This is a genomic window from Mameliella sp. CS4 (genome assembly GCF_019392335.1).
Classification (GTDB): domain Bacteria; phylum Pseudomonadota; class Alphaproteobacteria; order Rhodobacterales; family Rhodobacteraceae; genus Antarctobacter.
Window position 1 is genome coordinate 97,511 of the sequence record NZ_JAHXRQ010000012.1, and the last position, 23,926, is coordinate 121,436.

Below are 23,926 nucleotides of genomic sequence, written 5' to 3' on the forward strand. Positions count from 1 at the left end.
GTGGCGCAGCACCTTTGGAGGCGCCCCGAGAGGCAAATACGTGATTTGTTTCGAATGATTCGGATTTCCATCACCATTGCCTGACAAGCTCTCTGCCCAATCCCGTGTCGGTTGCAGGATTGATGCCTGTGCCGCGACAGTCCAGTCCGAATTGTGGCAGGAACAGGGCGGGCATCCGGTGGGAAAGGGCAATTCCTTAACTGTTTATCAATTGATGACAATATTTGCCCTCGATTTGAGTGAAAAGTCTATATTTGGTGTGTTTTTGGCGGCGGCACACCGTTTGTTGTGTTCATTTGTTTCCAAAATCGAAGAGGTTGTCGGGTCAAACCGAGTCGAATTCACGGTAAATGCGCTGCAAACTGTCCATTTCAGGGCAGGACTGTGCCGGAACGCGCCATTTTCTCCTTCTCGGAACAGGGCGGGCAAAGTATTAATTTTGCAAGCCCAACTGGGGGGTGAAGTCTGCTGGCCACGGGGGCGGCCGCTGAACCGCTCGCATCCAAGATGCGAAGTGAAGCGAGGATGGAGAACCATCCGTGCCGTCAAGGTATCCTCGTCCACGTCACGACGTGGGCCTGGGGCGCGATCACTTCGCATAAGCACTGGCATGGCGAGCACGCGAATTTAAGGGCAGTGCCACGGGCATTGCCAGTGCAATGGCGCGGGGCGCGGCCCGCCGTCTGTATTGGAAGAGGGTCGAAAGAATGGCTGATTTGGTTTTGCAATGGGGTGCCCTTGGTCCGTTTGGCACCAACCTGCCGGATGCGGACGGGGGCGTCTCTGCCAGCGTGGACGCGGGCGGCGTGGCAGTCGACATCTCGTTTGATGCTGTTCAGGACGGCGCGACGGCCTTCACCTTCAACGCACCGGGTTATGTCGCTCCGGACGAGACATTCTCGAACCAGTCGTTCCTGAAGCTGTTTGGCGAAGGAGACGTTGCGGGCACCGACACTTCGACCACGGTGCTGGACTTCCGCGCCACCAACACCGATCTCTACACCGATTCGGCGCAGAATGTTTCGTTCCGGATCAACGATATCGACCTGGGCGCCGGGGGCGACCTCTTTGAAAGCGGGTCGGGCTTCGAGGATATCCTCAGCGTCACCGCCTTTGCGCCCGATGGCACCGAAGTGCCCGTGACCCTGACGCTGGGCTCTTCCGTGACCAATACCGGCGGCCTGTTGAGCGGCCTTTCGGAAACCGGCTTTGAGGATCCGACCTCGTCGGTCCTGGTGGAAATCGGCGGCCCGGTGGCGAGCATCCAGATCGAATATGCCAATGGCGCCGTCAGCCAGCAGGGCGTGACGGTTTCGGACATCGAGTTCTCGACTGTCGACGTGGTCGACGAGAACGAAGATCCGGATGCCGTGGACGACAGCGCCACCACGGAGATCGGCACGCCGGTCGATGTCACTCCCTTGGCGAATGACACGGACCCGGACGGCGACACGCTGACCGTGACCAGTATCACCCCGGCGACCAATGGCTCTGCCGTGCTGAACGGCGACGGCACCGTGACCTACACGCCGGACCCGGGGTTCGAGGGTGAGGACACGATCTCCTACACCATCTCGGACGGCAACGGCGGCACGGATACGGCCACCATCACCTTTACCGTGGAAGATCCGAACCGGCCTCCCGTTGCCGAAGACGACAGCGCCTCGACGGACGTGGACACCGCGGTCCTGATCGACGTGACCGCCAACGACAGCGACCCGGACGGCGATCCGCTGACGGTGGTGTTCAACACCGACCCGGCCAACGGGACCGTGGTCGACAATGGCGACGGCACCTTTACCTATACGCCGGACGCCGGATTTGAGGGAACCGATACCTTCGAATACGACATCTCCGACAGTTCCGGGGACAGCGATACTGGTGTCGTCACCGTTGCCGTGGGTGGGGAGCAAAGCGGCAACGCGGCGCCAGATGCGGTGGATGATTTTGCGACGACCGACATTGACACGCCGGTCACGATCGATGCACTGGCCAACGATAGCGATCCCGATGGCGATCCGATCACTGTAGATTCCGCTATCGCGACCGACGGTATTGCGACGGTCAACGCCGATGGTTCGATCACCTTCACGCCGGATGCCGGTTTCACTGGTACGGCGACGATCGGTTACACGATCACGGATGGCGAGCTTTCGGATTCGGCGGACATCACGGTTACGGTCGACGCACCATCTCCTCCTCCTCCGCCGCCGGCGGATCCGCGCATCGATACCGACGTGTTCCCGGTGGATCCCGCCGATCAGGCGCTGGACCCGCTCGACGGTCTGGACGAGGATCCTGATCCTTCGGATGACCTCGACGACATCGTGGGTGACGGCTCTGCCGAACTGATCGAGACCGGCGACGACGCCGACACGATCTCTGCCGGCGGCGGCGACGATACGGTGAATCCGGGCATCGACGATGACCTGGTCGATCTGGGCGGCGGAGACGATTCGCTGTTCGATGTGCAGGGCGCCGATACGATCTTTGGCGGCCAGGGCGACGACACGATCATCGCAGGCATCGATACCTTCTCGGACTACGAGGGGGACGATCCCGCCTTTGCCCCCGGAACCACGTTGGCCGATCTCGGCTTTACCGCCGACCCGAACCAGGACGACGGCCGCGACTCCGTTCAGGGCAATCGTGGCAACGACTTCATCGCCACCGGCGACGACGCCGACACCATCGACGGCGGCGGCGAGAACGATACGCTGGACGGCGGTATCGACGACGACAGCATCATGGGCGGCCAGGGCGACGACTCGCTGATTGGCTCGCACGGCTCGGACACGCTGGACGGCGGCCAGGGCAACGATACGCTGGACGGCTCCAACCTTGCGGCGCTGGAACTGACCGACGACATCGACCCCAACACCGAGAACGACCGAGACCTGCTGCAGGGCTTCCTGGGCGACGACTCGATCATCGGGGGCGACGACGACGACACGCTGATGGGCGGATCCGGCATGGACACGCTGGACGGTGGCATCGACGACGACATCCTGATGGGTGGGCGCGACGACGACACGCTAATCGGCGGTCAGGGCAATGACACGCTGAACGGCGGCTCCGGTGACGACAGCATCATGGGCGGTAGCGACCGCGACGTGATCGTGGTCGACAGCGCGGCTGACGGGATCGGCGACACGGTCGACGGTGGCTCGGGCGGGTTTGTCGACCAGGTCAACCCCGAAGATCCGCCGAACCAGGACTACGACATCCTCGATCTCTCTGGCGTTGGCGCCGAGGGCGTGGACTGGCGCGTGGTCAATACCGTGGTGGACAGCAACGGCAACGGCCTGGACGGGACCGTCGAATTCCTGAACGCCGCGGGCGATGTGACCGGCACGATGGATTTCTTCGAGATCGAGGAAATCGTGCCCTGCTTTACCCCCGGCACGCTGATCGCGACGCCCGAGGGCGAGCGCCTTGTCGAGGAGCTGAAAGTCGGTGATCGGGTCATCACCCGCGACAACGGCATCCAGGAGATCAAGTGGGTGGGCCGCAAGGACCTGACCGGCTTCGACTTGGCGCGCAAGCCGCACTTCAAGCCGATCCTGATCCAGCAGGGCGCCTTGGGCAACAACCTGCCTGAGCATGACATGCTGGTTTCGCCGAACCACCGCGTCCTGGTGGCAAACGACAAGACCGCGCTGTACTTCGAAGAGCGCGAGGTCCTGGTCGCGGCCAAGCACCTGACCGGGCTGGACGGCGTGGACGAGGTCGAGGCAAACGGCGTGGCCTACATCCACGTGATGTTCGACAGCCACGAGGTCATCCTGTCGAACGGCGCCTGGACCGAAAGCTTCCAGCCCGGCGATTACAGCCTCAAGGGGATCGGCAACGCACAGCGTCAGGAAATCCTCGAGCTCTTTCCCGAGCTGGAACATGCCGAGGGTCTCAAGGCCTATGCCTCGGCGCGCCGCTCGTTGAAAAAGCACGAGGCCGCGCTGCTGACGCAGTAAGCGCTTCGCCGGAACGGAATATGCAGCCCGTTCCGGCGCTCGACGACCCTCGCGCCCGGAACGGAACACATGGAAACGGGGCGGCCCTGGCCGCCCCGTTTCTCATTTGACGAAGATACGGCGGGTTGCGCATCGCAAAGAAACGGGCGCTCCTCAGGTGAGAAGCGCCCGGCAGCATTCTGAATTTACGGGAACTTCACCCAGTCAGGCAGGCGTCTCCCTGGGATGCGCGCCAAGCTTGCCAAGCCTCTGGTGTATCCAGATCAGTCAGGGCACGGCGGTCCGGCAGGGGGATCTGGCGAAGCCTATGCGCATTCGCCTTCAGCACGTCACGTGCGCCCTGGTCGCCGGTCAGTGTCTGCAAGGCCATAAAGCAATCCCGCGGGAAAAGCACCGGATGACCCGGCGTGCCATCGGCGGCCGTGGCCTGTTGCAGCATGGGGAAGGGAACGGATTCAAAGCTTGTGATAAGCTTTTGAATATCCTCGGTTTCGATCTCGGGCATGTCGGCAGGCAGGATGATCATTGCCTTGATGCCGCGTGGCATATGGCCCACGCCCCGGCGGATCGAGGCGGACATGCCAAGATCGGAATCCGGCACCTCGATCACCTGCACGGGGAGGCCCTGCAGGGCCGCGGTGCGCGGGTGATCCGGGTCAGGAAGGGTCACGGCCACATGAGCGCCCGTGTCGATCGCGCGCAGCGCCTGGCGGCGCAGCAGCGGAAGACCATCTACTGTTTCGGTCAACTTGTCGCGGCCACGCATCCGCGAAGATGCGCCCGCGGCGGGGATGAGAATCGAAATATCCAGCATGTGGCAGACACTAACACAGGTTGAGCAAGAATGTGGCGTGTCTTGTGCAAAGTGCGCAACTTTTTGCGCCTCCCTGTCAGGGAAACGCTAGATGCTGCGTTGCGGCGATGCATGCGCCGCATCACCCCCGCATGCGCTGGCCCTCCGGATCAAACAGCGGCTGTGTGATCAGCCGCGCCGGGCGCATCTCACCCAGGATCTCGATTTCGGCGCTCAGGTCCGGTTGGATTTTATCTCTTGGGATCAATGCGATGGCGAGCGACTTTTCGGCGTAGTGTGAATAGCCACCCGAGGTGCAGAACCCTTGGACCGCGCCGTCGATCCAGACCGGCTCGTAGGCATTCACATCCGTGTCCAGTGCGTCGACCTCGAAGACCGCCAGGGCGCGATGCGGCGGCGCGGCGCGCTCGGCCTCGGCGGCGGCGCGGCCGATGAAATCGCCCTTGGACCACTGGATGAACCGATCCAGGCCGGTTTCCGCGCAGGTGTAGTCGGGTGAGAACTCGCGCCCCCAGGAGCCAAAGAACTTGTCCAGACGCAAGCTCATCATCGCGCGCATGCCGAAGGGTTTCATGCCGCGCGGGCGGCCGGCGGCCCAAAGCGTCTGCCACAGTTGCCGCTGCGCCATCGGATCGCAGTAGATCTCATAGCCCAGGTCGCCGGTATAAGAGACGCGCTGCACGAGGCAGTCGCTCATGCCCACGACCATGCCGCGCACCTCCATGAATCGCATGTGGCTGATGTCGGTCCGGGTGCAGGCCTGCAGGATCTCGCGCGCGCGCGGCCCGGCGACCTGAAAGCCGGTGGATTTGTCACTTATATTCTCTATACTTACGCCGTCTTCCTGATGTTTCAGGAACCAGCGCATGTGATAGGCCTGCGCGCCGTAGGAGGCGGTCAGGCGGAACTCGGTTTCGGACAGGCTAGCCACGGTGAAATCGCCGATGATCCGCCCGGCGGGTGAGAGCATGGGGGTCAGGGACATGCGGCCCGGGACGGGGATGCGGCCCGCCATGATCCGGTCCAGCCACGCGCGGGCTTTCGGCCCTGTCACGCGGTACTTGCCGAAGTTCTGGACCTCGTTGATGCCTGCCGCCTCGCGCACCGCTCGAACCTCGCGCGCCGTGGCCTCCCAGGCGTTGGAACGTCGAAAAGAGGGTGTCTCAAAGCGCGGCTCACCCTCGGCGGCGAAATAGTTGGCCACCTCCAGCCCGTATTGGGCGCCCCAGACCGCGCCCATACCGTCAAGGATGTCGTACATCGGCGTGGTGCGGTTGGGCCGCGCGGCGGGCAGTTCCTCGTTCGGATAGCTGACCGAAAAGCGTTTCTGATAGTTCTCGATGACTTTCGGCAGGGTGTAACCGGGCGAGATCCAGTCGCCAAAGCGCGCCACGTCCATCGCGCCGGTGTCGCGCTCGCACTCACCAGTTGTCATCCATTGCGCCAGCATCAGGCCCACGCCGCCGCCCTGGCTGAAGCCCGCCATGACACCGCAGGCCGACCAGTAGCCGCGCAGGCCCGGGATCGGTCCCACCAGCGGGTTGCCGTCGGGCGCAAAGGTGAAGGGCCCGTGGATCACGGATTTCACTCCGGCGCGTTCCAGCACCGGAAAGCGTTTGTATGCGAATTCAATGCTTTGCTCGATCTTGTCAAAGTCATCGGGCAACAACTCGTGCCCGAATTCCCAGGGCGTGCCATCCACCGCCCAGGGGCGGCAGGGCTGTTCGTAGAAACCGATGCACAACCCGCGCCCTTCCTGTCGCAGATAGCTTTCGCCCGCCGGGTCCATGACATGGGGGTGTTCGGCGTCGCGCTCGTAGATCTCGGGCGTTTCCGCGGTCACGAGGTACTGATGCTCCATCGGGTGCAGCGGCAGGTAGACACCGGCCAATGCGCCCACCTCGCGCGCCCAGAGACCGGCGGCATTGACCACGTGTTCGGTATGGATGGTGCCCTTGTCCGTCACCACCTCCCATGTGCCATCTGCACGAGGATTGGTTTCCAAGACTTTGGTGTGCAGATGAATTTCGGCCCCGCCCATGCGCGCGGCCTTGGCATAGGCGTGGGTGGTGCCGGAGGGATCGAGGTGCCCGTCCAGCGGATCGTAAAGCGCGCCGATCACGCCTTCGAGGTTCACGATGGGAGCAAGTTTCGCGATCTCTTCCGGCCCGACGATCTCGGTCTCCAGCCCCATGTAGCGATGCTTGGCGCGTTCCGCGAGCAGCATGTCAAACCGGTCGCGGTTGTCGGCCAGGGTAATGCCGCCGACGTGGTGCAACCCGCAGGACATGCCGGTCAGCTCTTCGAGTTCCTTGTAAAGGCGGATGGTATAGCCCTGCAGCGCGGCCATGTTGGTGTCGCCGTTCAGCGTGTGAAAACCGCCCGCCGCGTGCCATGTGCTGCCGCTGGTCAGCTCGGATCGTTCCAGCAGCATCACGTCCGACCAGCCCAGCTTGGTCAGGTGGTAGAGTACGGAACAGCCGACGACTCCGCCTCCGATCACGACGACTCGGGTTGTGGTTTTCATGCTGTGCCTCCATTCCATGCGGGCCGTCGCAACGGTTCCCTGTCATCCGTATTTGACGAAAGATGAAGCGCCAAGCGTTGTGAAGGGGCGACGAAATCTGTCGCAAACGGGCATTTCTTGGTCTCAATTGCGGGGCAGGGTGACGCGCAGAATTGCGGAGAAAACCATGCGCAGCCAAGCCCAAGCCGTCGTCATCGGAGGCGGCGTGATCGGATGTTCAATCCTCTACCACCTCACCAAACTCGGATGGAGCGATGTTGTCCTGCTCGAACGCGACGAGCTGACGTCGGGGTCCACCTGGCATGCGGCTGCCAATATCCACGGGCTGCACGACAGCACCAATATCAGCCGCCTGCAGCACTACACGATGACCCTGTACAATAGCCTGGAGGAGGAGACCGGCCAGAGTTGCGGCGTCTTCCAACCTGGCAGCCTCTACCTTGCGCAAACGGTCGAGCGTGAGCACCAGTTGCGCCTGCAGGCGGCCAAGGCCAAGCTCTACGGGATGAATTTCTACGAGATCACCCGGGACGAGGCCGAGCGCCTGCACCCGCTGGTCGATTTCACCGGCATCCGCTGCATCATGTACGAACCCGACGGCGGCAATGTCGATCCCTCGGGCGTCACGGCGGCCTATGCGGCGGGCGCGCGTCAGCGGGGGGCGGAGATCCATCGCTTTACCCCGGTCGAGGCGACGGAACAGCAGCCGGATGGCTCATGGATCGTGCGCACGCCCAAAGGCGAGATCGCGACGCCCTGGGTGATCAACGCGGCGGGGCTCTGGGGGCGAGAGGTGGCGGCGTTGGCGGGGCTGAAACTGCCGCTGCAACCGACCGAGCACCAGTATTTCGTCACCGAGACCATCGCCGAGATCGACGGGATGGACCGGCGGTTGCCCTCTGTCGCGGATCGGGATGGCGAGTATTACCTGCGTCAGGAGGGCAAGGGCCTCTTGATCGGCGCCTATGAGCGGGACGTGCGGCTATGGGCCGAAAACGGCACGCCGCTGGATTTTGCGCATGACCTGTTCCCCGATGACCTGGAGCGGATCGAGGACAACATGATGCGCGCCATCGACCGGGTCCCGGCGGTGGGCATGGCGGGGATCAAGCGGGTCATAAACGGGCCGATGATCTGGTCGCCCGATGCCAACGTCCTGATGGGGCCTGTGCCCGAGCTGAAAGGCTATTTCTGCTGCAACGGCATCATCCCCGGATTCTCGCAGTCCGGCGGCATGGGGCTGATGGCAGCGCAATGGATCGTCGAAGGTGAGATGCAGTACGACATGTTCGCCTGGGACATGGCGCGGTTCGGCGACTGGGCGGACGAAAAATTCACCAAGGCGCGGGTGATGAACCAGTACGCGCACCGCTTTTCCATCCATTTCCCGGGCGAGGAGCGCGAGGCCGGCCGCCCGGTGCGGCTGCGCCCGGTCTACGAGGCGCAAAAGGCGATGGGCGCGAAATTCGGCCTGAACTATGGCTGGGAACACCCTGCCTATTTCGACGCCGACCAGCCCGATACGCCCGGGTTTACCCGGCAGGGCTGGTGGGAGAGCGTGGGCCGCGAGGCGCGCGGCTTGCGCGAGACAGGCGGGATCATCGACATCTCGAACTTTGCCAATTACCGCGTCAGCGGGCCGGGCGCAGAGGACTGGCTGAACGCGTTGTTCGCCAACCGGATGCCGCGCAAGGTGGGGCGGTCCTGCCTGACACCGCTGATCGGCAAACGCGGCGGTATCGCCGGGGATTTCACCGTTACAAGGTTGGGCGAGGAGGAATTCTGGGTGATCGGTTCGGGCATGGCCGAACGCTATCACCAGCGGTTCTTCGGGGATGTGCCGCTGCCCGAGGGGACCACCTGCACTTCGATGACCGATGCCATGTGCGGCTTCAACGTGGCCGGTCCGAAATCGCGCGAGATGTTGTCCCGGTTGACCAATGCCTCGCTGGCCACCGACGACTGGCCCTTCATGGCCTCGCAGTGGATCGAGTTGGCCGGGGTGCGGGTGCTGGCGCTGCGGGTCTCCTTTACCGGTGACCTTGGTTGGGAACTGCATTGCGCCGAGGACGACCAGGCACAGCTGTACGAGGCCCTTCTGAAGGAAGGCGAGGCCTTGGGGATCGGTCCGGTGGGCAGCCGGGCCCTGATGAGCCTGCGGATCGAAAAGGGCTATGGCTCTTGGGGCCGCGAGTATTCGCCCGAATACTGGCCGCAGGAGGTGGGGCTGGCGCGGTTGTGCAAGCTGGACAAGGATTTCCTGAACAAGGTGGCCTTGCAGGGCGTGATCGACAAGCCGGCGCGCGAAGAGCTGGTGGTCCTTGCCCTGGACGAAGAGGCGGTGACGGCGTCCAACGCCGATGCCACCGGCGGTGAGCCCATTTTCCGCGACGGGCAGGGGATCGGGCGCGTCACGTCGGGCGGCTATGGCTACTCGGTGGGGCGCAGCCTGGCGCTTGGCTATGTCAAGGCGGGCACGGCGGCGCCGGGTGACAGGGTCGAGGTCATGGTGCTGGGCCGTCCGCACGGCGCGGAAATCCTGGCAGAGCCGCCGTTCGACCCGTCCGGCGAACGTCTGCGCGCCTGACCCTATTGCATCGCGGGCCAGCCGATGCTGGTCCGCAGGTCTGCGCATTTGTCGGTGCAATCCGCGGTGCACCGGCGCGCGCGGCCGTCATGGGTGAAATAATCGCATTTTCCCAAGGTGCCGTCCGGCTCGCAGAAAACGACCATTGCGCTGCCGTCGTCGCCTTGCAGGCGGTATTTGGCGATGGCGCTGGCGGAATGATAACCGCAGTCCGAACCGCTCTGCCTCTGGCCGTGGATATTGTGGATCTGGTCGAGGTGGTGCCCGCCGTCCTGCGTGAAATAGGCGGAGACTCCGCTTTCCTTGCCATCCGCGTAGCGGACCTGTGACTTGATCGGACCGGCGGCCTGACCGCCGTCCGGACTGGCGAAATAGCTGCAGGAGAGATAGTTCCGGTCATCTCCGGGCGGGATGCGGTGGGTCAGAGCCTGTCCTGTCAGGTCGGGATTGCGGGCGGGGCAATTGGCGCCGTCCGGCTGGGGGGCGCCTGGGCCCGCCGTCGCGGACAACCGACGGTCCAGAGCGGCGATCTGGTCATCCAGAAAATCGATCCTGTCCCCGATCCGTTGCCGCATCTGCGCCGAGCTTTGCTGTACCGCGTGCACCAGCGCCGCGATCTCGTCCCGGAACGCGGGGCTGGCGATGTCATTGGTGGTGCCGATCTCGAAGAGGGTCAGCGTGATTTCGACCGTCAGATCGTCTTTCGTCAGGATGCGGGGCGGACCGCCGGGCGTCAGCGATGGCAGGATGAACCGATCCGGGTTCTTGAGCATCTCGCTGTAACGGCTGCGCTCTGCCGTCAGCTTGTCCTTTTCGACCGCCAGCAGCTTATCGCGCGCCGCCTTGTTGTCGGCCAGCTTGTCCTTTTGCGCCTTGATCCGCTCATCCAGCCGCAGGGAGTTCCGATTCAGGTCGGCCAGTTCGGCGACCAGTTCTTTTTCGCGCTGAACACGAGCCTCGTATTGGCGGAACAGCTGGTGAATATCGGCACAGGGCGGGTCGCAATCGTCGACCGTGCCGTTTCGCAGCTTTTCCAGCGCCGCCCGTTCCGCCAGCAGCGCCCGCATCTGGTCGTTCAGTTTGCGGGAGTTCTGGTTAAAGGCCCGCATCCGCTTGAGGGCCTCGATCTCTGCCGTCAGGTTGCGGATTGCTGTGTCATTGGCTTGCCAGGGCTGGATCCAGGCCTTCCAGACGCGCCATTTGAAGGCGCGGATCGCGGTCAACTCACTGTCAACCTTGCCGGTCCGGGTAATGGTCTGCCCGACCTGCTGGCGCAACTGTGCGATTCTGGCCTCGATCTCGGCGTCAGTGTCCGCACGGGCCGGGGTTGCGGCCAACAGCGTGACCAGGGGAAGGGCCAACAGGGGCATCAGGTTGTGCCGTTTCATCCGTGATGCTCCCTCATTGGTTCGATCTGGTGAAAGTGCAGGGTGTCACCGGCTCGACAAAGCGCAGGACCAAACCCCCGGTGTCCGGTTGGCGGGCAACCAGAAGGGCCACGGGGTAGTCGTCGAGCATGTCCGCGACCTGGCCCGAGGCATCGGTCCGCGTGATCCGGGCCGCGTATTGCCGAGCGAAGGACAGGTAGGCGTCGGGCTGGCCCGGCAGGGTCTTGCCTGCGCGGGTGCGGTCTGCCCGGGCGGTCACGCGTGTGGTGAGGGTGCTGCCATCGACCGGGTCGGTCCACAAGCTTTGCCCGTCAAAGCCATCGTCGCTTATCGTGAACGTGATGGAAAACCGACTGCAGCCCGATCCGAGGCCGGTCCAACTGCCTGCGAGCGCTGCGTCGGGGAAGGCGCTGACGGCGCGTGCGGCGGGAAGGGGCGAGGGCACTTCCATCGCCTCGGCACCCGGCACGGGGGCGCCGCGCAACAGATCCGTCGGGTCTGCCGGGCGGTTGGTCTCTGGCGCGGGTGAGGCGGGGCCGTCCTTGAGAAGGTTGTTGATATCCAGCCCCTGCGCAAGGCGCAGCGACCCTGGGGCATCCGGCTCTGCCCAGCCGACTGTCGCGGCAAGGGCAAGCCATGCTGCCAAGTACTGCGGGCGAAGCTGTTTCATCGCGGCGGTCCTCCCGGCCCGGCGCGGGCGGGACGCCCCGCGCACGCTGGCCATGAGGACAGGGTATCAGGCAGGACAGGGCGGGCCTTGAGCCAAATCAAGCCCGGCCCTGAGGCGGTCAGGCCGTTCCTGAGACCAGCGGACGCACCTTGAGCTTGGTGATACGGTTGTTTTCCCGCGCCATGACCTCGAAGCGGAAACCGTGAAAGCTGAAGACCTGGCCCACCGTGGGGATCATCTGTGCCTCGTGGATCACAAGGCCCGCGACGGTATTGGCCTCGTCGTCGGGCAGCGACCAGTCGGTGGCGCGGTTGAAATCGCGGATCGTCATGGCCCCGTCGATCCAGTAGTGCCCGTCCTCGGCCCGGCGGATCGGGTGTTCGGCATCGGGATCGAATTCATCGGTGATCTCGCCCACGATTTCCTCGAGAATATCCTCGAGCGTGATCAGCCCCTGAAGGCTGCCGTATTCATCCACCACCAGCGCGAAATGCGTCCGGCGGCGCAGGAACTGGCGCATCTGGTCGTCGAGCGAGGTGGTGTCGGGCACGAAATAGGGCTTCATCGCGATGTCGGTGATGTTGAAATCGGAGATGGCCCCAGCCATCGTCTGGTCCTCGTCCACAAGCTTGTACATGGCGCGCAGCAGGTCCTTGGCGTGGATGACCCCGATGATGTTTTCGGGGTCGTCGCGGAAGACAGGCAGGCGCGTGTGACTGCTTTCAAGGCATTGCTCCAGGATTTCCTGCGGCCGTGCGTTGGCGTCGATCATCTCGATCTTGGAGCGGTGGAGCATGATTTCCTCGACCGTGCGCTCGCTGAGGTCGAGCGCGCCGAGGATGCGGTCACGGTCTTCCTTTTCGACCACGCCTTCGGAATGGCCCAGTTGCAGCGCACCGGCGATTTCCTCGCGCACCGCCAGGATCTGGCTGTCGGGATCGGTGCGTACGCCGACGATGCGCAGCAGGGCTCGGACAAGCACGCGCACGGCGGAGACAACCGGCGCAAAGAGCCGCACGACCAGCGCGATGGGGGCAGAGACGCGCGCGGCGGCGGTTTCGGGGTTGGTGATGGCATAGGTCTTGGGCAGGACCTCGGCAAAGATCAGGACCAGCAGCGTCATGACCAGCGTGGCGTAGACGACGCCGCCCTCACCGAAGGCCTGCGTGAAGATGCTGGTGGCCAGCGCCGTGGCCAGGATGTTGACCAGGTTGTTGCCCAGGAGGACCGAGCCGATCAGCCGTTCGTTGTCTTCGGTGATGCCGAGCGCGCGCAGGGCGCCGGAATTGCCTTTGTCGGCGGCTGCGCGCAGCTTGCCGCGCGAGGCGGCGGTGAGGGCGGTTTCGGAGCCGGAGAAGAAGGCCGACAGCATGATGAGGGCCAGAATCGCGGCAGATGAGATCCAGAAAGCAGCGTCGAATGCGCCGGTCGATGCGTCCATGTAAGCGGTCCCTTGGGTTTGATCCGGTTATGGGGGCGCGGATGGAAGGGATCAAGGGGGCGGCGGGATGGGACTGTTTGCGGCATGCGCCGCAAAGACGCCCGCCCGCCGGCCCTTTGCAACAGGCTGCGCCTGTTTTTCGCTTCGGGAGTCACCAGCGAACAGGCCTCGCCTGATCCCCTGACCCCTCCCTCGCTTTTTGAGGGCCTGAGCCAGGGCGCGGTGGGATGCAAGGACAAGCCGCCTGTCGGCGGGCCTGCGGCCCCTTGCATTCCACCGCGCCCCGGCTCTGATCGGCCTCAAGCGACGGAGGGCTCCGGGGAACAGGCTGGGGGTCGGTTTGGGCGTTGCGTCAGTCGTCGCGGGCGAGCGGGTGATGATCCAGAACCAGGTCGCGCAGGCGCTCTTCGAGCACATGGGTGTAGATCTCTGTCGTGGCCACGTCGGCGTGGCCCAGCAGGGTCTGGATGGCGCGAAGGTCGGCACCATTGGCCAAAAGATGCGTGGCAAAGGCGTGGCGCAGGGTGTGTGGCGTCACCTTTTCCGGCGAGACACCGGCCTCGACCGCGAAATCCTTGATCAGCATGTAGAAGGCGTGCCGCGTCAGGTGCCCCGCCTTGCCACGGGACGGAAAGAGGAAGGTGGAGGCGGGCTTGCCCTGGGCCCTTGCGCGGTCCTCCTGTGCTTCGCGCGCGGCCAGCCAGTCGGCCAGCGCCGTCCTTGCGGGAGGAGAGAGCGGGACCATGCGTTCCTTGCCGCCTTTGCCGCGGATGAGCAGCATGCGCGGATCGCCCCGGGCCGCGGCCAGCGGCAAGGAGACCAGTTCGCTGACCCGCATGCCCGTGGCGTAGAGCACCTGCATCAGGCAGGCGTTGCGGCTGCGGTCCGCGGGACTGCGCCCGTGGGCCTGCGCCGCCTCAAGCAGTCGGTCGACCTCTTCGACCGACAGCGTCTTGGGCAGGCGCTTGTCTCGGCCGGGGCCGGCGATCTGCAGCGCCGGGTTGTCCTGGCGCAGGCCTTCTTCGAAGGCGAACCGGTAAAGTTGCTTCACGGCGGACAGACGGCGGGCGCGGGTGGCCCGGGAGAGGCCCTGAGTGTCGCAATGCACGAGGTAGGCCGTGATGTCATCCTCGGACGCGCTGGCGAAGTCCTGTCCCGTATCGGTCAGCCAGTCCTGCACATGGGCCAGGTCGCGGTCATAGGCGGCCAGGGTATTGGCCGCGGCACCACGTTCGGCGGCCATCGCCTCGAGGAACAGCGGCACCCAGCGCGCGGGTGTCATCGGCGCGCCCTTTCCGCGTCGAGGATCATCAGTTCCAGCGCCGAGCGCCGGGCGAGATCCTCCAGTCCCAGGCTGCGGAAGCTGGCAATGGCATCGGTCAGATCCTGCCCGTTGCCATCGGCCCCGGAGGAAAAAAGCACCATCGCGCGCAGGATGACCTCGCCCAGGCGGCCCTCGGCCAGCTGGGTCCGGAGCGCGCGGGGCATGGCCGCGCCTGAGAAGCCGGCGGCCACGGCCTGCGCATGGGGCAGGTCGGCCATCTCTGCCGGGGCTAGGCCCCGGGCAATGGCGGTCAGGAAACGGGTTTCGCGGCTGCTGTCGGTCAGGGTCAGCGCCAGCGCCTCGTAGGCCGGGGACAGAAAGCCCGCGCGCCGGGCGATGCCGGCGGCGCGCCCGTCGAGCGCAATCTGCGACAGGCGTTCGCCGTAGAGGTCCGCAAAGGGAACAAGAAGGCGGCCCGAGGCCATTTGCGGCCAGACCCGTTCCAGATCCTGCGCGATCGCGCCCGGCGTGCCGCGGTTCAGCGCGCGTTCGAAATCCTGCAGTGCATCGACCCGGTCCCAGACCCCGCCCGAGGCCGCGGGCTCGCGCAAGGTGTAGATGCCCAGAAGCCGGTTGGCCGGCAGGCTGCCGGCCCGCGCCAGCCGTTCGGCCGCCTGGATCTGGGCACGCCAGCCATTGTCGCCGCCAAGGTCGAGGACGGCGAAGGGCAGGGGCAGCGGCGCGGTGGGCAGCGGTTCTCCCAGCGCCTCGAACAGGCGGAATTCCAGCGGTGTCGGGCGTACGGGTGGCAAGAGCGGTGCGTCGCTGGCCAGTTCGGGGTCGAGGAAGCGGGTCAGCAGCTCGGCCCGGCGTCCGCGGATGTCGCCCAGGGTCTGGGCGCTTTGCAGGACCAGCGCGGCGCGGCGCCAGTCGCCATCGCGCGCGGTGCAGAAGATCCGCAGGGACAGGTCGTCACTGAGGCGGGGCTGCGCCGAGAGCGCCCTGCAGACCGGAGCGGACTCGCCCAGCAGCAAGGCCAGGTCGGACCAGATCGCGAAGAGATGCGGGTCCTGCACCCCGGTGATGTCGAGCAGCGCCAGCGCCTCTTCGACAAGGCCCTGGTCCTCTAGCCAGGTGAGGCGCGCGGTCAGGTGGGCCAGGTCGCGATCATCCGCCGGCGGATCCGCTTCGGCGAGCATCATCACCCGCATGTGGGCGCGGAGCGCAGGCACCGGCAGGTCGAGGGCCTGGATCAACCCTTGGAGTGTTGCGGGATCGGACCCGCGCCACAGATCCGTGGTCAGACCGGTCAGGCGCGGTGACAGCAGCCCGGCGGCTCCGGGGTTGGGGGCGGACAGCGGGGCCTCGTCGACCCGGGGCGGATTGGCGTTCTGCGCGACCGGGGCATCCTGGGCCGAGGCCGCCCCGGCCAGAAAAAGCGCGGCGCACAGCGCCAGCGGCAGGTGGCGGACCGGCTCAGCCGTCATCGAGTTGCACCGGCAACCGCCGCTCGGACTGGGGCGGGCTGAAATCCGCACCGAAGAAGGGTCCGACATAGGCATAGGCGACAAGCGCCAGTGCCCCCAGGACCAGAAGATAGAATAGCCATTTGATCAACCGCCCCATTGGGTCGCGCCCCCTGCCTCGTTTTTTTCAACTTATACCTAGCCTTTTTGTCGCGATCACGTCATTCACGCAACAGGTTAAGCGATGGGCGAGGGATGGCCGAAGGCACGGTTCACAAGGGATTGATCCTGCACAAGACAATTGTCTTCGTGGGCATGATGGGGGCAGGCAAGACGGCGGTGGGCCGGACGCTGGCGGCACAGCTTGGCGTCATGTTCCGCGATTCGGATCACGAGATCGAAGAAGCCGCCAACATGACCATCGCCGAGATATTCGCGCGCGATGGTGAGCCCTTCTTTCGCCGCAAGGAAAGCCAGGTGATCGAACGCCTGCTGGAAGGCAGGCCCGGTGTCTTGTCGACCGGGGGCGGGGCCTTCTTGTCGGCTGACAACCGCCAGATGATCTCGCGCATGGGGGTCTCTGTCTGGCTGGACGCGGACCTGGAATTGCTGTGGGAGAGGGTGCGCCACAAGGACTCCCGCCCGCTGCTGCGCACGCCCGATCCCAAGGACACGCTGCGGCAATTGTACGAGGCAAGGGTGCCGGTCTACGCACAGGCGGATGTGGCGGTGCCCTCGGCGCCCGGCTTGTCGCTGGACCAGATGGCGCGACGGGTGTCCGCCGCGCTGCAGGAGAGCCGGCCGGACGTGCTGGAGAAGGTGGAATGATCGAGACGGTGAAGGTCCCGCTGCCGGGACGCGAATACGAGGTGCGCATCGGTGCCGGGCTGCTGGACCGTGCCGGAGCAGAGATCGCGCCGCTGTTGAAACGCCCTCGCGTGGCAATTGTCAGCGACGAGAATGTCGCCGCGGCGCATCTTGCCACGCTGGAGGCCGCGCTGGCTGCGGAGGGGATCCAGAGCGTGGCCCTGACCCTGCCGCCGGGCGAAGCGACGAAAGGCTGGCCGCAGTTCACCCGCACCGTGGAGTGGCTGCTGGAACAAAAGGTCGAGCGGCGCGATATCGTGGTGGCCCTGGGCGGGGGCGTGATCGGCGACCTGGTGGGCTTTGCCGCTGCCGTGTTGCGCCGGGGGGTCCGCTTCGTGCAGATCCCGACCAGCCTCCTGGCACAGGTCGACAGTTCGGTGGGTGGCAAGACCGGGATCAACGCACCGCAGGGCAAGAACCTGATCGGCGCCTTTCACCAACCCGCGCTGGTGCTGGCGGACATCGGCGTCCTTGAAACCCTGACGCCGCGCGATTTCCTCGCCGGATACGGCGAGGTGGTGAAATACGGGATGCTGGGGGATGCCGCGTTCTTTGACTGGCTGGAGACAAATGGCGCCAAGGTGGCCGGGGGCGACCGCGCCGCGCGCGCCTACGCGGTGCAACGCTCGGTCGAGATGAAGGCCGAGATTGTCCTCAGGGACGAGACGGAACAGGGCGACAGGGCGCTTTTGAACCTTGGCCATACCTTCTGTCACGCGCTGGAGGCGGCGACCGGCTATTCCAACCGCCTGCTTCATGGCGAGGGCGTGGCGATTGGCTGTGCCCTGGCCTTTGAGCTGTCGGCGCGGCTTGGCCTCTGTTCGCAGGAAGATCCCAGCCGGGTCCGCGCGCTGCTGAAGGACAGCGGAATGCGCTGTGACCTGGCCGATATTCCCGGTGACCTGCCGGATGCGGAGGCGCTGCTGGAGCTGATGGGGCAGGACAAGAAGGTGGTGGATGGCCAGCTGCGGTTTATCCTGGCACGCGGCATCGGCGAGGCCTTCGTGACCTCGGACGTGCCGCGCGATACGGTTCGCACCTTGTTGGCAGAGCAGCTGGCCGCCCGCTGATCCTGATCACTTCCGGCTGCGCAGCACCATCAGTTCGCCCAGGTTTTCCGAGGTGACATAGCCCACCACATGCCCGCCCGGGTCCGTCGCCGCGACGGCGGGCGCTTGCTGCAGGGCGTCCATCGCCTTTGCCAGCGGCGCCGACAGGGGCAGGGCGGGAACCTCTTCCATCTCTTCGCCGACGGGATGGGTGTTGTGGCCTTCGGCCATCGCCCGGAACAGCGCCTGACGGGTCAGGAACCCGGCCAGCCGCCCATCGCCGTGCAGTACGGGAAATTCATGCTGGGTCGTGCGGATCAGGGTCTGGGCGGCCACATGCATCGGGTCCGAGGGCGAGAGGCTTTCAAAACTGGTGATGACCGCGTCGCGCAGGTGCAGGCCAGCGGCCATGTCGCGGCTTTCCACGTCCCGCGCCTCTGCCTGGGCAGCGACAAAGATGAAGAGCGCGATCAACAGCAGGATCAGGTTGCCGGAGGTGAGACCGAGGAAGCCGAAGAGAAAGGCCGCGACCTGTCCGGCGGTCGCGGCGATACGGGTGGCGCGCACCCGGTCCATGCCCATCGACAGCGCCGCGCGCAGCACCCGCCCGCCATCCATCGGGAAGGCGGGGATCAGGTTGAAGACTGCCAGGAAGAGGTTCACAGCCGCCAGCCGGCCCAGGAAATCCTGCGGGTTCGTCGGATCGGCCAGCGCTTCCATTTCCGTCGAGGCCCCGAAGGCGATCAGCACACCCCAGATAACCACGTTCACCGCCGGACCGGCCAGAGCCACGGCGATCTCATGCGCAGGGTTTTCCGGCATCTTTTCCATCCGGGCCATGCCGCCGATGGGCAAAAGGGTGATGTCCGGTGTCTTGATCCCGTAGCGCCGCGCCATCAGCGCATGGCCGTATTCATGGGCCACCACACAGCCGAACAGCGCCAGGATGAACAGCGTGTTGTCCAGCGCGGCGGCCGGGCCGCTATCCGCCCAGGCGGCCGCGGCCACCCAGGCCAGAAGCAGGAAAAAGGTCGCGTGAACGCGCAGTTCGGACCCAAGCAGGTGCCCAAGGCGAAAGGTCCAAGTCATGTCGTCTCCTGTCGGACAGTCGGTCGATTCAGAGATAGGGCCTGATCCGGCGGGGCGCTACCGCGCGCAACGTCACGGGCGCAAGGAAACGGCGCCTACCGCAGGGGCAGGCGCCGTTTGACCCTCTGACCAGGTCTGGCAAGGCCGACCGACAGGCCGACCGTCTGCATCAGAACGGGATTTCGTCGTCGATATCGCGCGAGGGCGCGCGCGCGGGGCCAGACCCACCGCCAGAGCCGCCAGCCGATCCACCGCCATAGCCGGGATCGTCGTAGCCGCCACGGTCGTCGTAGCCACCGCCGCCCCCGGATCCGCCGCCAAAGCCACCCCCGCCGCCGCCGCCTTCGCTGCGGCTGTCGAGCAGGGTCAGTTCACTGCGGTAGGGGCGCAGCACGACCTCTGTCGAGTAGCGATCCTGACCGCTCTGGTCCTGCCATTTGCGGGTTTCCAGCTGGCCCTCGATATAAACCTTGGAGCCCTTGCGCAGGTATTGCTCGGCGATGCGGGCGAGAGGCTCCGAAAAAATGGCCACCGAGTGCCATTCGGTCCGCTCGCGGCGTTCGCCGGTGTTGCGATCCTTCCAGTTTTCCGAGGTGGCAATGCGCAGGTTGCAGACCTTGCCGCCGTTCTGGAAGGTGCGCGTCTCGGGATCTCTCCCGAGGTTGCCCACCAGGATCACCTTGTTCACGGAACCGGCCATGTATCTCCCCTTCGAATCTCATCGGCGCTGTTCCGCCGAGACTACACCCATCATGGAACCACGCGAAAGGTGCGCCCCGGCGGCACTGGCGAAATCGCTGAAAATGCGTATAGTCGCAACCGTGAAGTTTTGATTTAGGGGGATAGTGGCATGCTGCGCGCGGGTTTTCGCACGGCCGGATTGGGGCTTGCCTTGGGGGTGCTTGCAGGAGGCGCCTGGGCCGACGTCCTGTCGACCAAGAACCGATCTCACATCTTTTCCAGTCAGACCAAGGTGCTCGATAACCGTGCGGCGCAGCAGTACAAAAGCTCGATCCGCCTGCAGCCGCCCAAGGTGGTCACGCCGACCAAGTGGGGGCCCGACACCGATGGCGAACTGCCTGTCTATCGCGGGCGCTACAACGGGGAATATGCGCAAATGGCGCGGGCCGCCGCGCGCAAGCACGGCATTCCGGAGGACCTGTTCCTTCGTCTGGTGAACCAGGAATCCCGTTTCAATCCCAAGGCGAAATCGCACAAGGGCGCGATCGGTCTGGCGCAATTGATGCCGGACACCGCGCGGCGCCTGGGCGTCGATCCGCATGATCCGCGGCAGAACCTCGAAGGCGGGGCGCGGTATCTCAAGCAGCAGTTCCGGACGTTCGGCAGCTGGCGCTTGGCTTTGGCGGCCTACAACGCCGGTCCCGGCGCCGTGACCAAGCACAAGGGCGTGCCACCGTATCGCGAAACGCGCAACTACGTGAAAATCATCTTCGGAGGATGACCCAGGCATAGCCCTGCCGAAAACGGTAGGGCTTAAACCTTGGTTATGTCTTTGCTGCCAGACTGCATTCCGTCGTCGCTCTGAAGGCGGGAACGGTGGAATGGGGTATCATCCCTTGGCGTGGATCTTGGACGTGGGGCGCGGTGGCGTCGCGCTGGTATGGTTAGGTTTGTCTGTGCTCGCGACCTCTTCGGCGGTCCTTGCGCAGGGATGCCAGGTTCCCGGTGATCTGATGGGCGTGGCCCGCACGCTTGCCGTGCTGCCGGGAGACAGCGCCGATCTGCCGCCGGCAATGACCGCCCGGCTGGCGGCGCAGCTGGACAGCCTGTCAGAGGCGCGAATCCTCGACGCCCTGACGGAAAGCGGGTTGGACAGCGTGGCCCCCGTAGCCATCAACGTATTGGCCGAGGCCGAAAGACTGGCCAATGGGGGCGATTACAACCCGGCGCGCCTGTCGGCCCTGCTGCGCGACCTGGACCAGCAAAGCACGCTGGCCTGTATGACATCCAGCGCGTCCATTTTTCAGCGCATGCAAAGCGGGCGTGACGGTGGTGTCTTTTCCAAGGCCCGCGGCGCCTGGTCCGAGATCGAGCGTCGCGCGCAGGAGGAAAAGCTCTTTGCCGCCGGTGCGGTTGTCGTTCTCATGATCGGGTTCATTTCCTTGCTGGTGCTGATCGACACGGGCTATCGCTGGATCATGGCGCTGCTCTACAATCGCAAGGCCTGTCGCATCGCCGCGGATCTTGAGGTGGGAGACAAGCTGGTCGAGGGGCTGGTGATCACCTTGGGCAAGGGGGGGTGCCGCTTTCATCCGCTCAGCGCCAAGGCCTTCGATGCCGTCGTGCCCCAGTTGCGCGGCGCGGGCCCGGTCAGGATTCGGATCGAGGGCGAGGAATTTCAGGTGCAGGGCGGGGGCATCCACGAGCTCTTCACCGATTTTCTCTTCCTGCGCCCGATTACGCTGAAACAGCAGCGAGAGCTGCTCGAACACTCGTCGATCTCGCCCTACCATATCCGCAAGGCGCGGGATGGCGGCGAACAGGAGGCGCGGCGCCTGGTCGGGTAGGGCAAGGCGTCCGTAGCCCCCGGCCTGCGCGGAAGGCAACCTGCTCCGGGCCGCAGGGCCCGGAGCAAGCCAGGATCATTCCGCCGCGATCTTGATGACCGGTTCCATCGCGTCGAACTCGCTGTCTGCGAGGTGGCACTTGATCTGATGGCCGTCGGCCATCACCCGCACCGGCGGCACTTCCTTGTCGCAGAGCCCGCCCGGGACCTTGTCCTTCCAGCGGCAGCGCGTCTGGAACGGGCATCCCGAGGGCGGGTTCATCGCCGAGGGAATGTCGCCTTCCAGCACGATGTGGGTCTTTTTCACATGCGTGTCCGCGATGGGCACCGCCGAAAGCAGCGCCTCGGTGTAGGGGTGATAGGGCGGCGAAAAGACCTGGTCCGTGGTGCCCAGCTCGACCACATGACCAAGGTACATCACCATGACCCGGTCGCTGAGATAGCGCACGATCGACAGGTCGTGGCTGATGAACAGCAGCGTCGTCTTCTGTTCGCGCTGGATTTCCATCAGCAGGTCCGTGACTGCCGCCTGAACCGATACGTCCAGCGCCGAGACGGGTTCGTCCGCCACCACGATCCGCGCCCCGCCCGCAAAGGCCCGCGCGATTCCGACCCGCTGTTTCTGACCGCCGGACAGCTGGCGCGGCATCCGGTCGGCAAAGGCGCGCGGCAGCTTGACCAGGTCCAGCAGGCGCAGCATCTCCTGCCGACGGTCCTCGTCGGAATTGCCGTGATCGAAGATCTCCAACGCCCGCATGATCTGCCGCCCGACGGTCATCGAGGGGTTGAGCGTATCGAAGGGGTTCTGGAACACCATCTGCACGTCGGCCACGGTTTGCGTATCGCGCTTTTCGATGGGCGTGCTCTCGATGTTGCGGTTGTCCAGCAGGATCTGCCCGTCCGTCGCGGTTTCCAGTCCCATCAGTACCTTGGCAAAGGTCGACTTGCCGCAGCCGGATTCGCCCACGATGGCCAGCGTCTCGGACTCGCGGGCCTCGAAGCTCAGCGTCTCGTTGGCCTTGACCACCTTCTTCTCGCCGGAACTTCCGAACAGGGCATTGGCGGCCACCTCGTAGTATTTCTTGAGGTTGTCCATCTTGAGCACGACCTTGCCGGGCTTGGACTTTTCGTTGGTCGAGGTGCTGACCAGCGGCGCGTTCCAGTCGATCTCCTGGAACTTAAGACAGCGTGAGCGGTGCCGGTCATCCCCGGGAATGTCCTCCATCGGGATCCGGTCCATCGCGTCGCAGCGCCCGGCCTCGAAGTAATCGCAACGGGGGCCGAAGTTGCAGCCTGGCGGGCGTTCATGGGGCAGGGGAAAGTTGCCCGGAATCGCCACCAGCGGGCGCGCGTTCTTGTCCGCGCCGGGCAGCGGGATCGAGCGGAACAGCGCCTGTGTGTAGGGGTGCTGCATCTTGTCAAAGACATCCTCGATGCTGCCGGTCTCGACCGCTTCGCCGGAATACATCACGCAGATCCGGTCACAGGTTTCCAGCACCAAGCCAAGGTTGTGCGAGATGAACAGCATCGACGTGCCGTATTTCTGGCCCAGTTCCTTGACCAGTTGCACCACTGCCGCCTCGACGGTCACGTCCAGCGCGGTGGTTGGCTCGTCCAGGATCAGCAACGCCGGTTCGGCCATCAGCGCCAGTGCGATGACGATCCTCTGTTGCTGTCCGCCCGACAACTGGTGCGGATAGCTGTCCAGGATGCGTTTGGGGTCAGGCAGCTTGACGTCCGTCACCACCTGCAGGGCGCGCTCATAGGCCTCTTTCTGGCCAACGCCCTTGTGGATCATGGGCACTTCCATCAGCTGCTTGGCGATCTTCATCGCCGGGTTCAGGCTGGCCATCGGCTCCTGGTAGATCATCGCGATCTCGGAGCCGCGGATGCCGCGCAGCTCTTCCTGGCTCATCTCGTTCAGGTTGCGCCCCTTGAACTTGATCGAGCCGCCGACAATGCGACCGTTCTTGCCGAGGTCCTGCATGACCCCCAGCGCCACGGTGGATTTGCCGCAGCCGGATTCCCCCACGAGGCCGACCGCCTCGCCCGGTCGCACCCTGACCGAGAAATCCATCACGGCGGGGATTTCACGCAGCCGGGTAAAGAAGGAAATTGAAAGGTCCTCGATCTCGAGGATCGGCCCGTCGTAATCGTCTGTCATATGTCTGTTCTCCCTGTCGGAGCAGCCCGTGAAACGCTTGCGGTTTCCCTGGGCCGAAAATTCCGGAAGACACCGGGGAAGGTCCCCGGTGTCCGTCGAGTC

At 64.9% G+C, this 23,926-nt stretch carries 17 protein-coding genes; 6 read left to right on the forward strand and 11 right to left on the reverse strand.

Annotated features, from left to right (window positions below; translation table 11 throughout):
* Nucleotides 1-707: 707 nt before the first annotated feature.
* A complete protein-coding gene (locus tag KZZ07_RS15440) occupies nucleotides 708-3,971 on the forward strand; it encodes an Ig-like domain-containing protein (RefSeq protein ID WP_219515498.1) in 3,264 nt (1,087 codons plus the stop codon).
* A 196-nt stretch (nucleotides 3,972-4,167) separates the two neighbouring features.
* On the opposite strand, the gene KZZ07_RS15445 is transcribed toward KZZ07_RS15440, so the two are convergent.
* Together KZZ07_RS15445 and KZZ07_RS15450 are read right to left on the reverse strand one after the other, a co-directional pair.
* On the reverse strand, nucleotides 4,168-4,785 hold the full coding sequence (locus KZZ07_RS15445) for a nucleotidyltransferase family protein (protein ID WP_219515500.1): 618 nt from the start codon (nucleotides 4,783-4,785) through the stop codon (nucleotides 4,168-4,170).
* A 121-nt stretch (nucleotides 4,786-4,906) separates the two neighbouring features.
* Nucleotides 4,907-7,312, reverse strand: coding sequence for a GcvT family protein (locus tag KZZ07_RS15450; protein ID WP_219515502.1), 2,406 nt, complete (start codon nucleotides 7,310-7,312; stop codon nucleotides 4,907-4,909).
* Between the two features lie 166 nt (nucleotides 7,313-7,478).
* Between KZZ07_RS15450 and KZZ07_RS15455 the strand changes: the two genes are divergently transcribed.
* Nucleotides 7,479-9,899 carry a GcvT family protein gene (locus KZZ07_RS15455; protein ID WP_219515504.1) on the forward strand — a complete coding sequence of 807 codons (2,421 nt, stop codon included), beginning with the start codon at nucleotides 7,479-7,481 and terminating at the stop codon, nucleotides 9,897-9,899.
* Between the two features lie 2 nt (nucleotides 9,900-9,901).
* On the opposite strand, the gene KZZ07_RS15460 is transcribed toward KZZ07_RS15455, so the two are convergent.
* The 6 genes from KZZ07_RS15460 to KZZ07_RS15485 form a co-directional block, all read right to left on the reverse strand.
* A complete protein-coding gene (locus KZZ07_RS15460) occupies nucleotides 9,902-11,287 on the reverse strand; it encodes a coiled-coil domain-containing protein (RefSeq protein WP_219515505.1) in 1,386 nt (461 codons plus the stop codon).
* 13 nt (nucleotides 11,288-11,300) lie between these two features.
* The gene (locus KZZ07_RS15465) at nucleotides 11,301-11,957 is read right to left on the reverse strand and encodes a hypothetical protein (RefSeq protein ID WP_219515507.1); all 657 of its coding nucleotides are present in this window, start codon (nucleotides 11,955-11,957) and stop codon (nucleotides 11,301-11,303) included.
* A gap of 118 nt (nucleotides 11,958-12,075) precedes the next feature.
* Entirely contained in the window at nucleotides 12,076-13,398 is a 1,323-nt protein-coding gene (locus tag KZZ07_RS15470) for an HlyC/CorC family transporter (protein ID WP_219515508.1), read from the reverse strand.
* Nucleotides 13,399-13,750: 352 nt separating this feature from the next.
* Nucleotides 13,751-14,680: a site-specific tyrosine recombinase XerD gene (locus tag KZZ07_RS15475; protein ID WP_219515511.1), complete on the reverse strand. Its 930-nt coding sequence runs from the start codon at nucleotides 14,678-14,680 to the stop codon at nucleotides 13,751-13,753.
* A complete protein-coding gene (locus tag KZZ07_RS15480; protein ID WP_219515512.1) occupies nucleotides 14,677-16,149 on the reverse strand; it encodes a hypothetical protein in 1,473 nt (490 codons plus the stop codon). Before KZZ07_RS15480 ends, KZZ07_RS15475 begins: the two co-directional genes overlap by 4 nt.
* On the reverse strand, nucleotides 16,139-16,288 hold the full coding sequence (locus KZZ07_RS15485; RefSeq protein WP_162846261.1) for a hypothetical protein: 150 nt from the start codon (nucleotides 16,286-16,288) through the stop codon (nucleotides 16,139-16,141). Before KZZ07_RS15485 ends, KZZ07_RS15480 begins: the two co-directional genes overlap by 11 nt.
* A 95-nt stretch (nucleotides 16,289-16,383) precedes the next feature.
* On the opposite strand from KZZ07_RS15485, the gene KZZ07_RS15490 reads away from it, so the two are divergent.
* On the forward strand, nucleotides 16,384-16,956 hold the full coding sequence (locus KZZ07_RS15490) for a shikimate kinase (protein WP_219515513.1): 573 nt from the start codon (nucleotides 16,384-16,386) through the stop codon (nucleotides 16,954-16,956).
* Nucleotides 16,953-18,065 (forward strand): 3-dehydroquinate synthase, encoded by a 1,113-nt coding sequence (aroB, locus tag KZZ07_RS15495; protein WP_219515515.1) that lies wholly within the window; start codon nucleotides 16,953-16,955, stop codon nucleotides 18,063-18,065. Before KZZ07_RS15490 ends, aroB begins: the two co-directional genes overlap by 4 nt.
* Before the next feature lie 6 nt (nucleotides 18,066-18,071).
* On the opposite strand, the gene KZZ07_RS15500 is transcribed toward aroB, so the two are convergent.
* Complete coding sequence (locus KZZ07_RS15500; protein WP_219515517.1) at nucleotides 18,072-19,133, reverse strand: site-2 protease family protein; 1,062 nt, start codon at nucleotides 19,131-19,133, stop codon at nucleotides 18,072-18,074.
* A 169-nt stretch (nucleotides 19,134-19,302) separates the two neighbouring features.
* Nucleotides 19,303-19,833 carry a single-stranded DNA-binding protein gene (ssb, locus tag KZZ07_RS15505; RefSeq protein WP_219515519.1) on the reverse strand — a complete coding sequence of 177 codons (531 nt, stop codon included), beginning with the start codon at nucleotides 19,831-19,833 and terminating at the stop codon, nucleotides 19,303-19,305.
* A 150-nt stretch (nucleotides 19,834-19,983) separates the two neighbouring features.
* Here ssb and KZZ07_RS15510 point away from each other — a divergent pair, with 150 nt between their 5' ends.
* Both KZZ07_RS15510 and KZZ07_RS15515 read left to right on the forward strand, forming a co-directional pair.
* Nucleotides 19,984-20,595 (forward strand): lytic transglycosylase domain-containing protein, encoded by a 612-nt coding sequence (locus tag KZZ07_RS15510; protein ID WP_219515522.1) that lies wholly within the window; start codon nucleotides 19,984-19,986, stop codon nucleotides 20,593-20,595.
* A 232-nt stretch (nucleotides 20,596-20,827) separates the two neighbouring features.
* Nucleotides 20,828-21,661 carry a hypothetical protein gene (locus KZZ07_RS15515; RefSeq protein WP_219515524.1) on the forward strand — a complete coding sequence of 278 codons (834 nt, stop codon included), beginning with the start codon at nucleotides 20,828-20,830 and terminating at the stop codon, nucleotides 21,659-21,661.
* 75 nt (nucleotides 21,662-21,736) lie between these two features.
* Here the strand turns inward: KZZ07_RS15515 and KZZ07_RS15520 are convergent, their stop codons facing one another.
* On the reverse strand, nucleotides 21,737-23,824 hold the full coding sequence (locus KZZ07_RS15520) for a dipeptide ABC transporter ATP-binding protein (protein ID WP_219515526.1): 2,088 nt from the start codon (nucleotides 23,822-23,824) through the stop codon (nucleotides 21,737-21,739).
* Nucleotides 23,825-23,926: the final 102 nt, after the last annotated feature.

Bases quoted from the DNA above. Each gene is read 5' to 3' on its own strand.
- KZZ07_RS15440 (WP_219515498.1), top strand. From the start codon at position 708: ATGGCTGATTTGGTTTTGCAATGGGGTGCCCTTGGTCCGTTTGGCACC.
- KZZ07_RS15445 (WP_219515500.1), bottom strand. From the start codon at position 4,785: ATGCTGGATATTTCGATTCTCATCCCCGCCGCGGGCGCATCTTCGCGG.
- KZZ07_RS15450 (WP_219515502.1), bottom strand. From the start codon at position 7,312: ATGAAAACCACAACCCGAGTCGTCGTGATCGGAGGCGGAGTCGTCGGC.
- KZZ07_RS15455 (WP_219515504.1), top strand. From the start codon at position 7,479: ATGCGCAGCCAAGCCCAAGCCGTCGTCATCGGAGGCGGCGTGATCGGA.
- KZZ07_RS15460 (WP_219515505.1), bottom strand. From the start codon at position 11,287: ATGAAACGGCACAACCTGATGCCCCTGTTGGCCCTTCCCCTGGTCACG.
- KZZ07_RS15465 (WP_219515507.1), bottom strand. From the start codon at position 11,957: ATGAAACAGCTTCGCCCGCAGTACTTGGCAGCATGGCTTGCCCTTGCC.
- KZZ07_RS15470 (WP_219515508.1), bottom strand. From the start codon at position 13,398: ATGGACGCATCGACCGGCGCATTCGACGCTGCTTTCTGGATCTCATCT.
- KZZ07_RS15475 (WP_219515511.1), bottom strand. From the start codon at position 14,680: ATGACACCCGCGCGCTGGGTGCCGCTGTTCCTCGAGGCGATGGCCGCC.
- KZZ07_RS15480 (WP_219515512.1), bottom strand. From the start codon at position 16,149: ATGACGGCTGAGCCGGTCCGCCACCTGCCGCTGGCGCTGTGCGCCGCG.
- KZZ07_RS15485 (WP_162846261.1), bottom strand. From the start codon at position 16,288: ATGGGGCGGTTGATCAAATGGCTATTCTATCTTCTGGTCCTGGGGGCA.
- KZZ07_RS15490 (WP_219515513.1), top strand. From the start codon at position 16,384: ATGGCCGAAGGCACGGTTCACAAGGGATTGATCCTGCACAAGACAATT.
- aroB (WP_219515515.1), top strand. From the start codon at position 16,953: ATGATCGAGACGGTGAAGGTCCCGCTGCCGGGACGCGAATACGAGGTG.
- KZZ07_RS15500 (WP_219515517.1), bottom strand. From the start codon at position 19,133: ATGACTTGGACCTTTCGCCTTGGGCACCTGCTTGGGTCCGAACTGCGC.
- ssb (WP_219515519.1), bottom strand. From the start codon at position 19,833: ATGGCCGGTTCCGTGAACAAGGTGATCCTGGTGGGCAACCTCGGGAGA.
- KZZ07_RS15510 (WP_219515522.1), top strand. From the start codon at position 19,984: ATGCTGCGCGCGGGTTTTCGCACGGCCGGATTGGGGCTTGCCTTGGGG.
- KZZ07_RS15515 (WP_219515524.1), top strand. From the start codon at position 20,828: ATGGGCGTGGCCCGCACGCTTGCCGTGCTGCCGGGAGACAGCGCCGAT.
- KZZ07_RS15520 (WP_219515526.1), bottom strand. From the start codon at position 23,824: ATGACAGACGATTACGACGGGCCGATCCTCGAGATCGAGGACCTTTCA.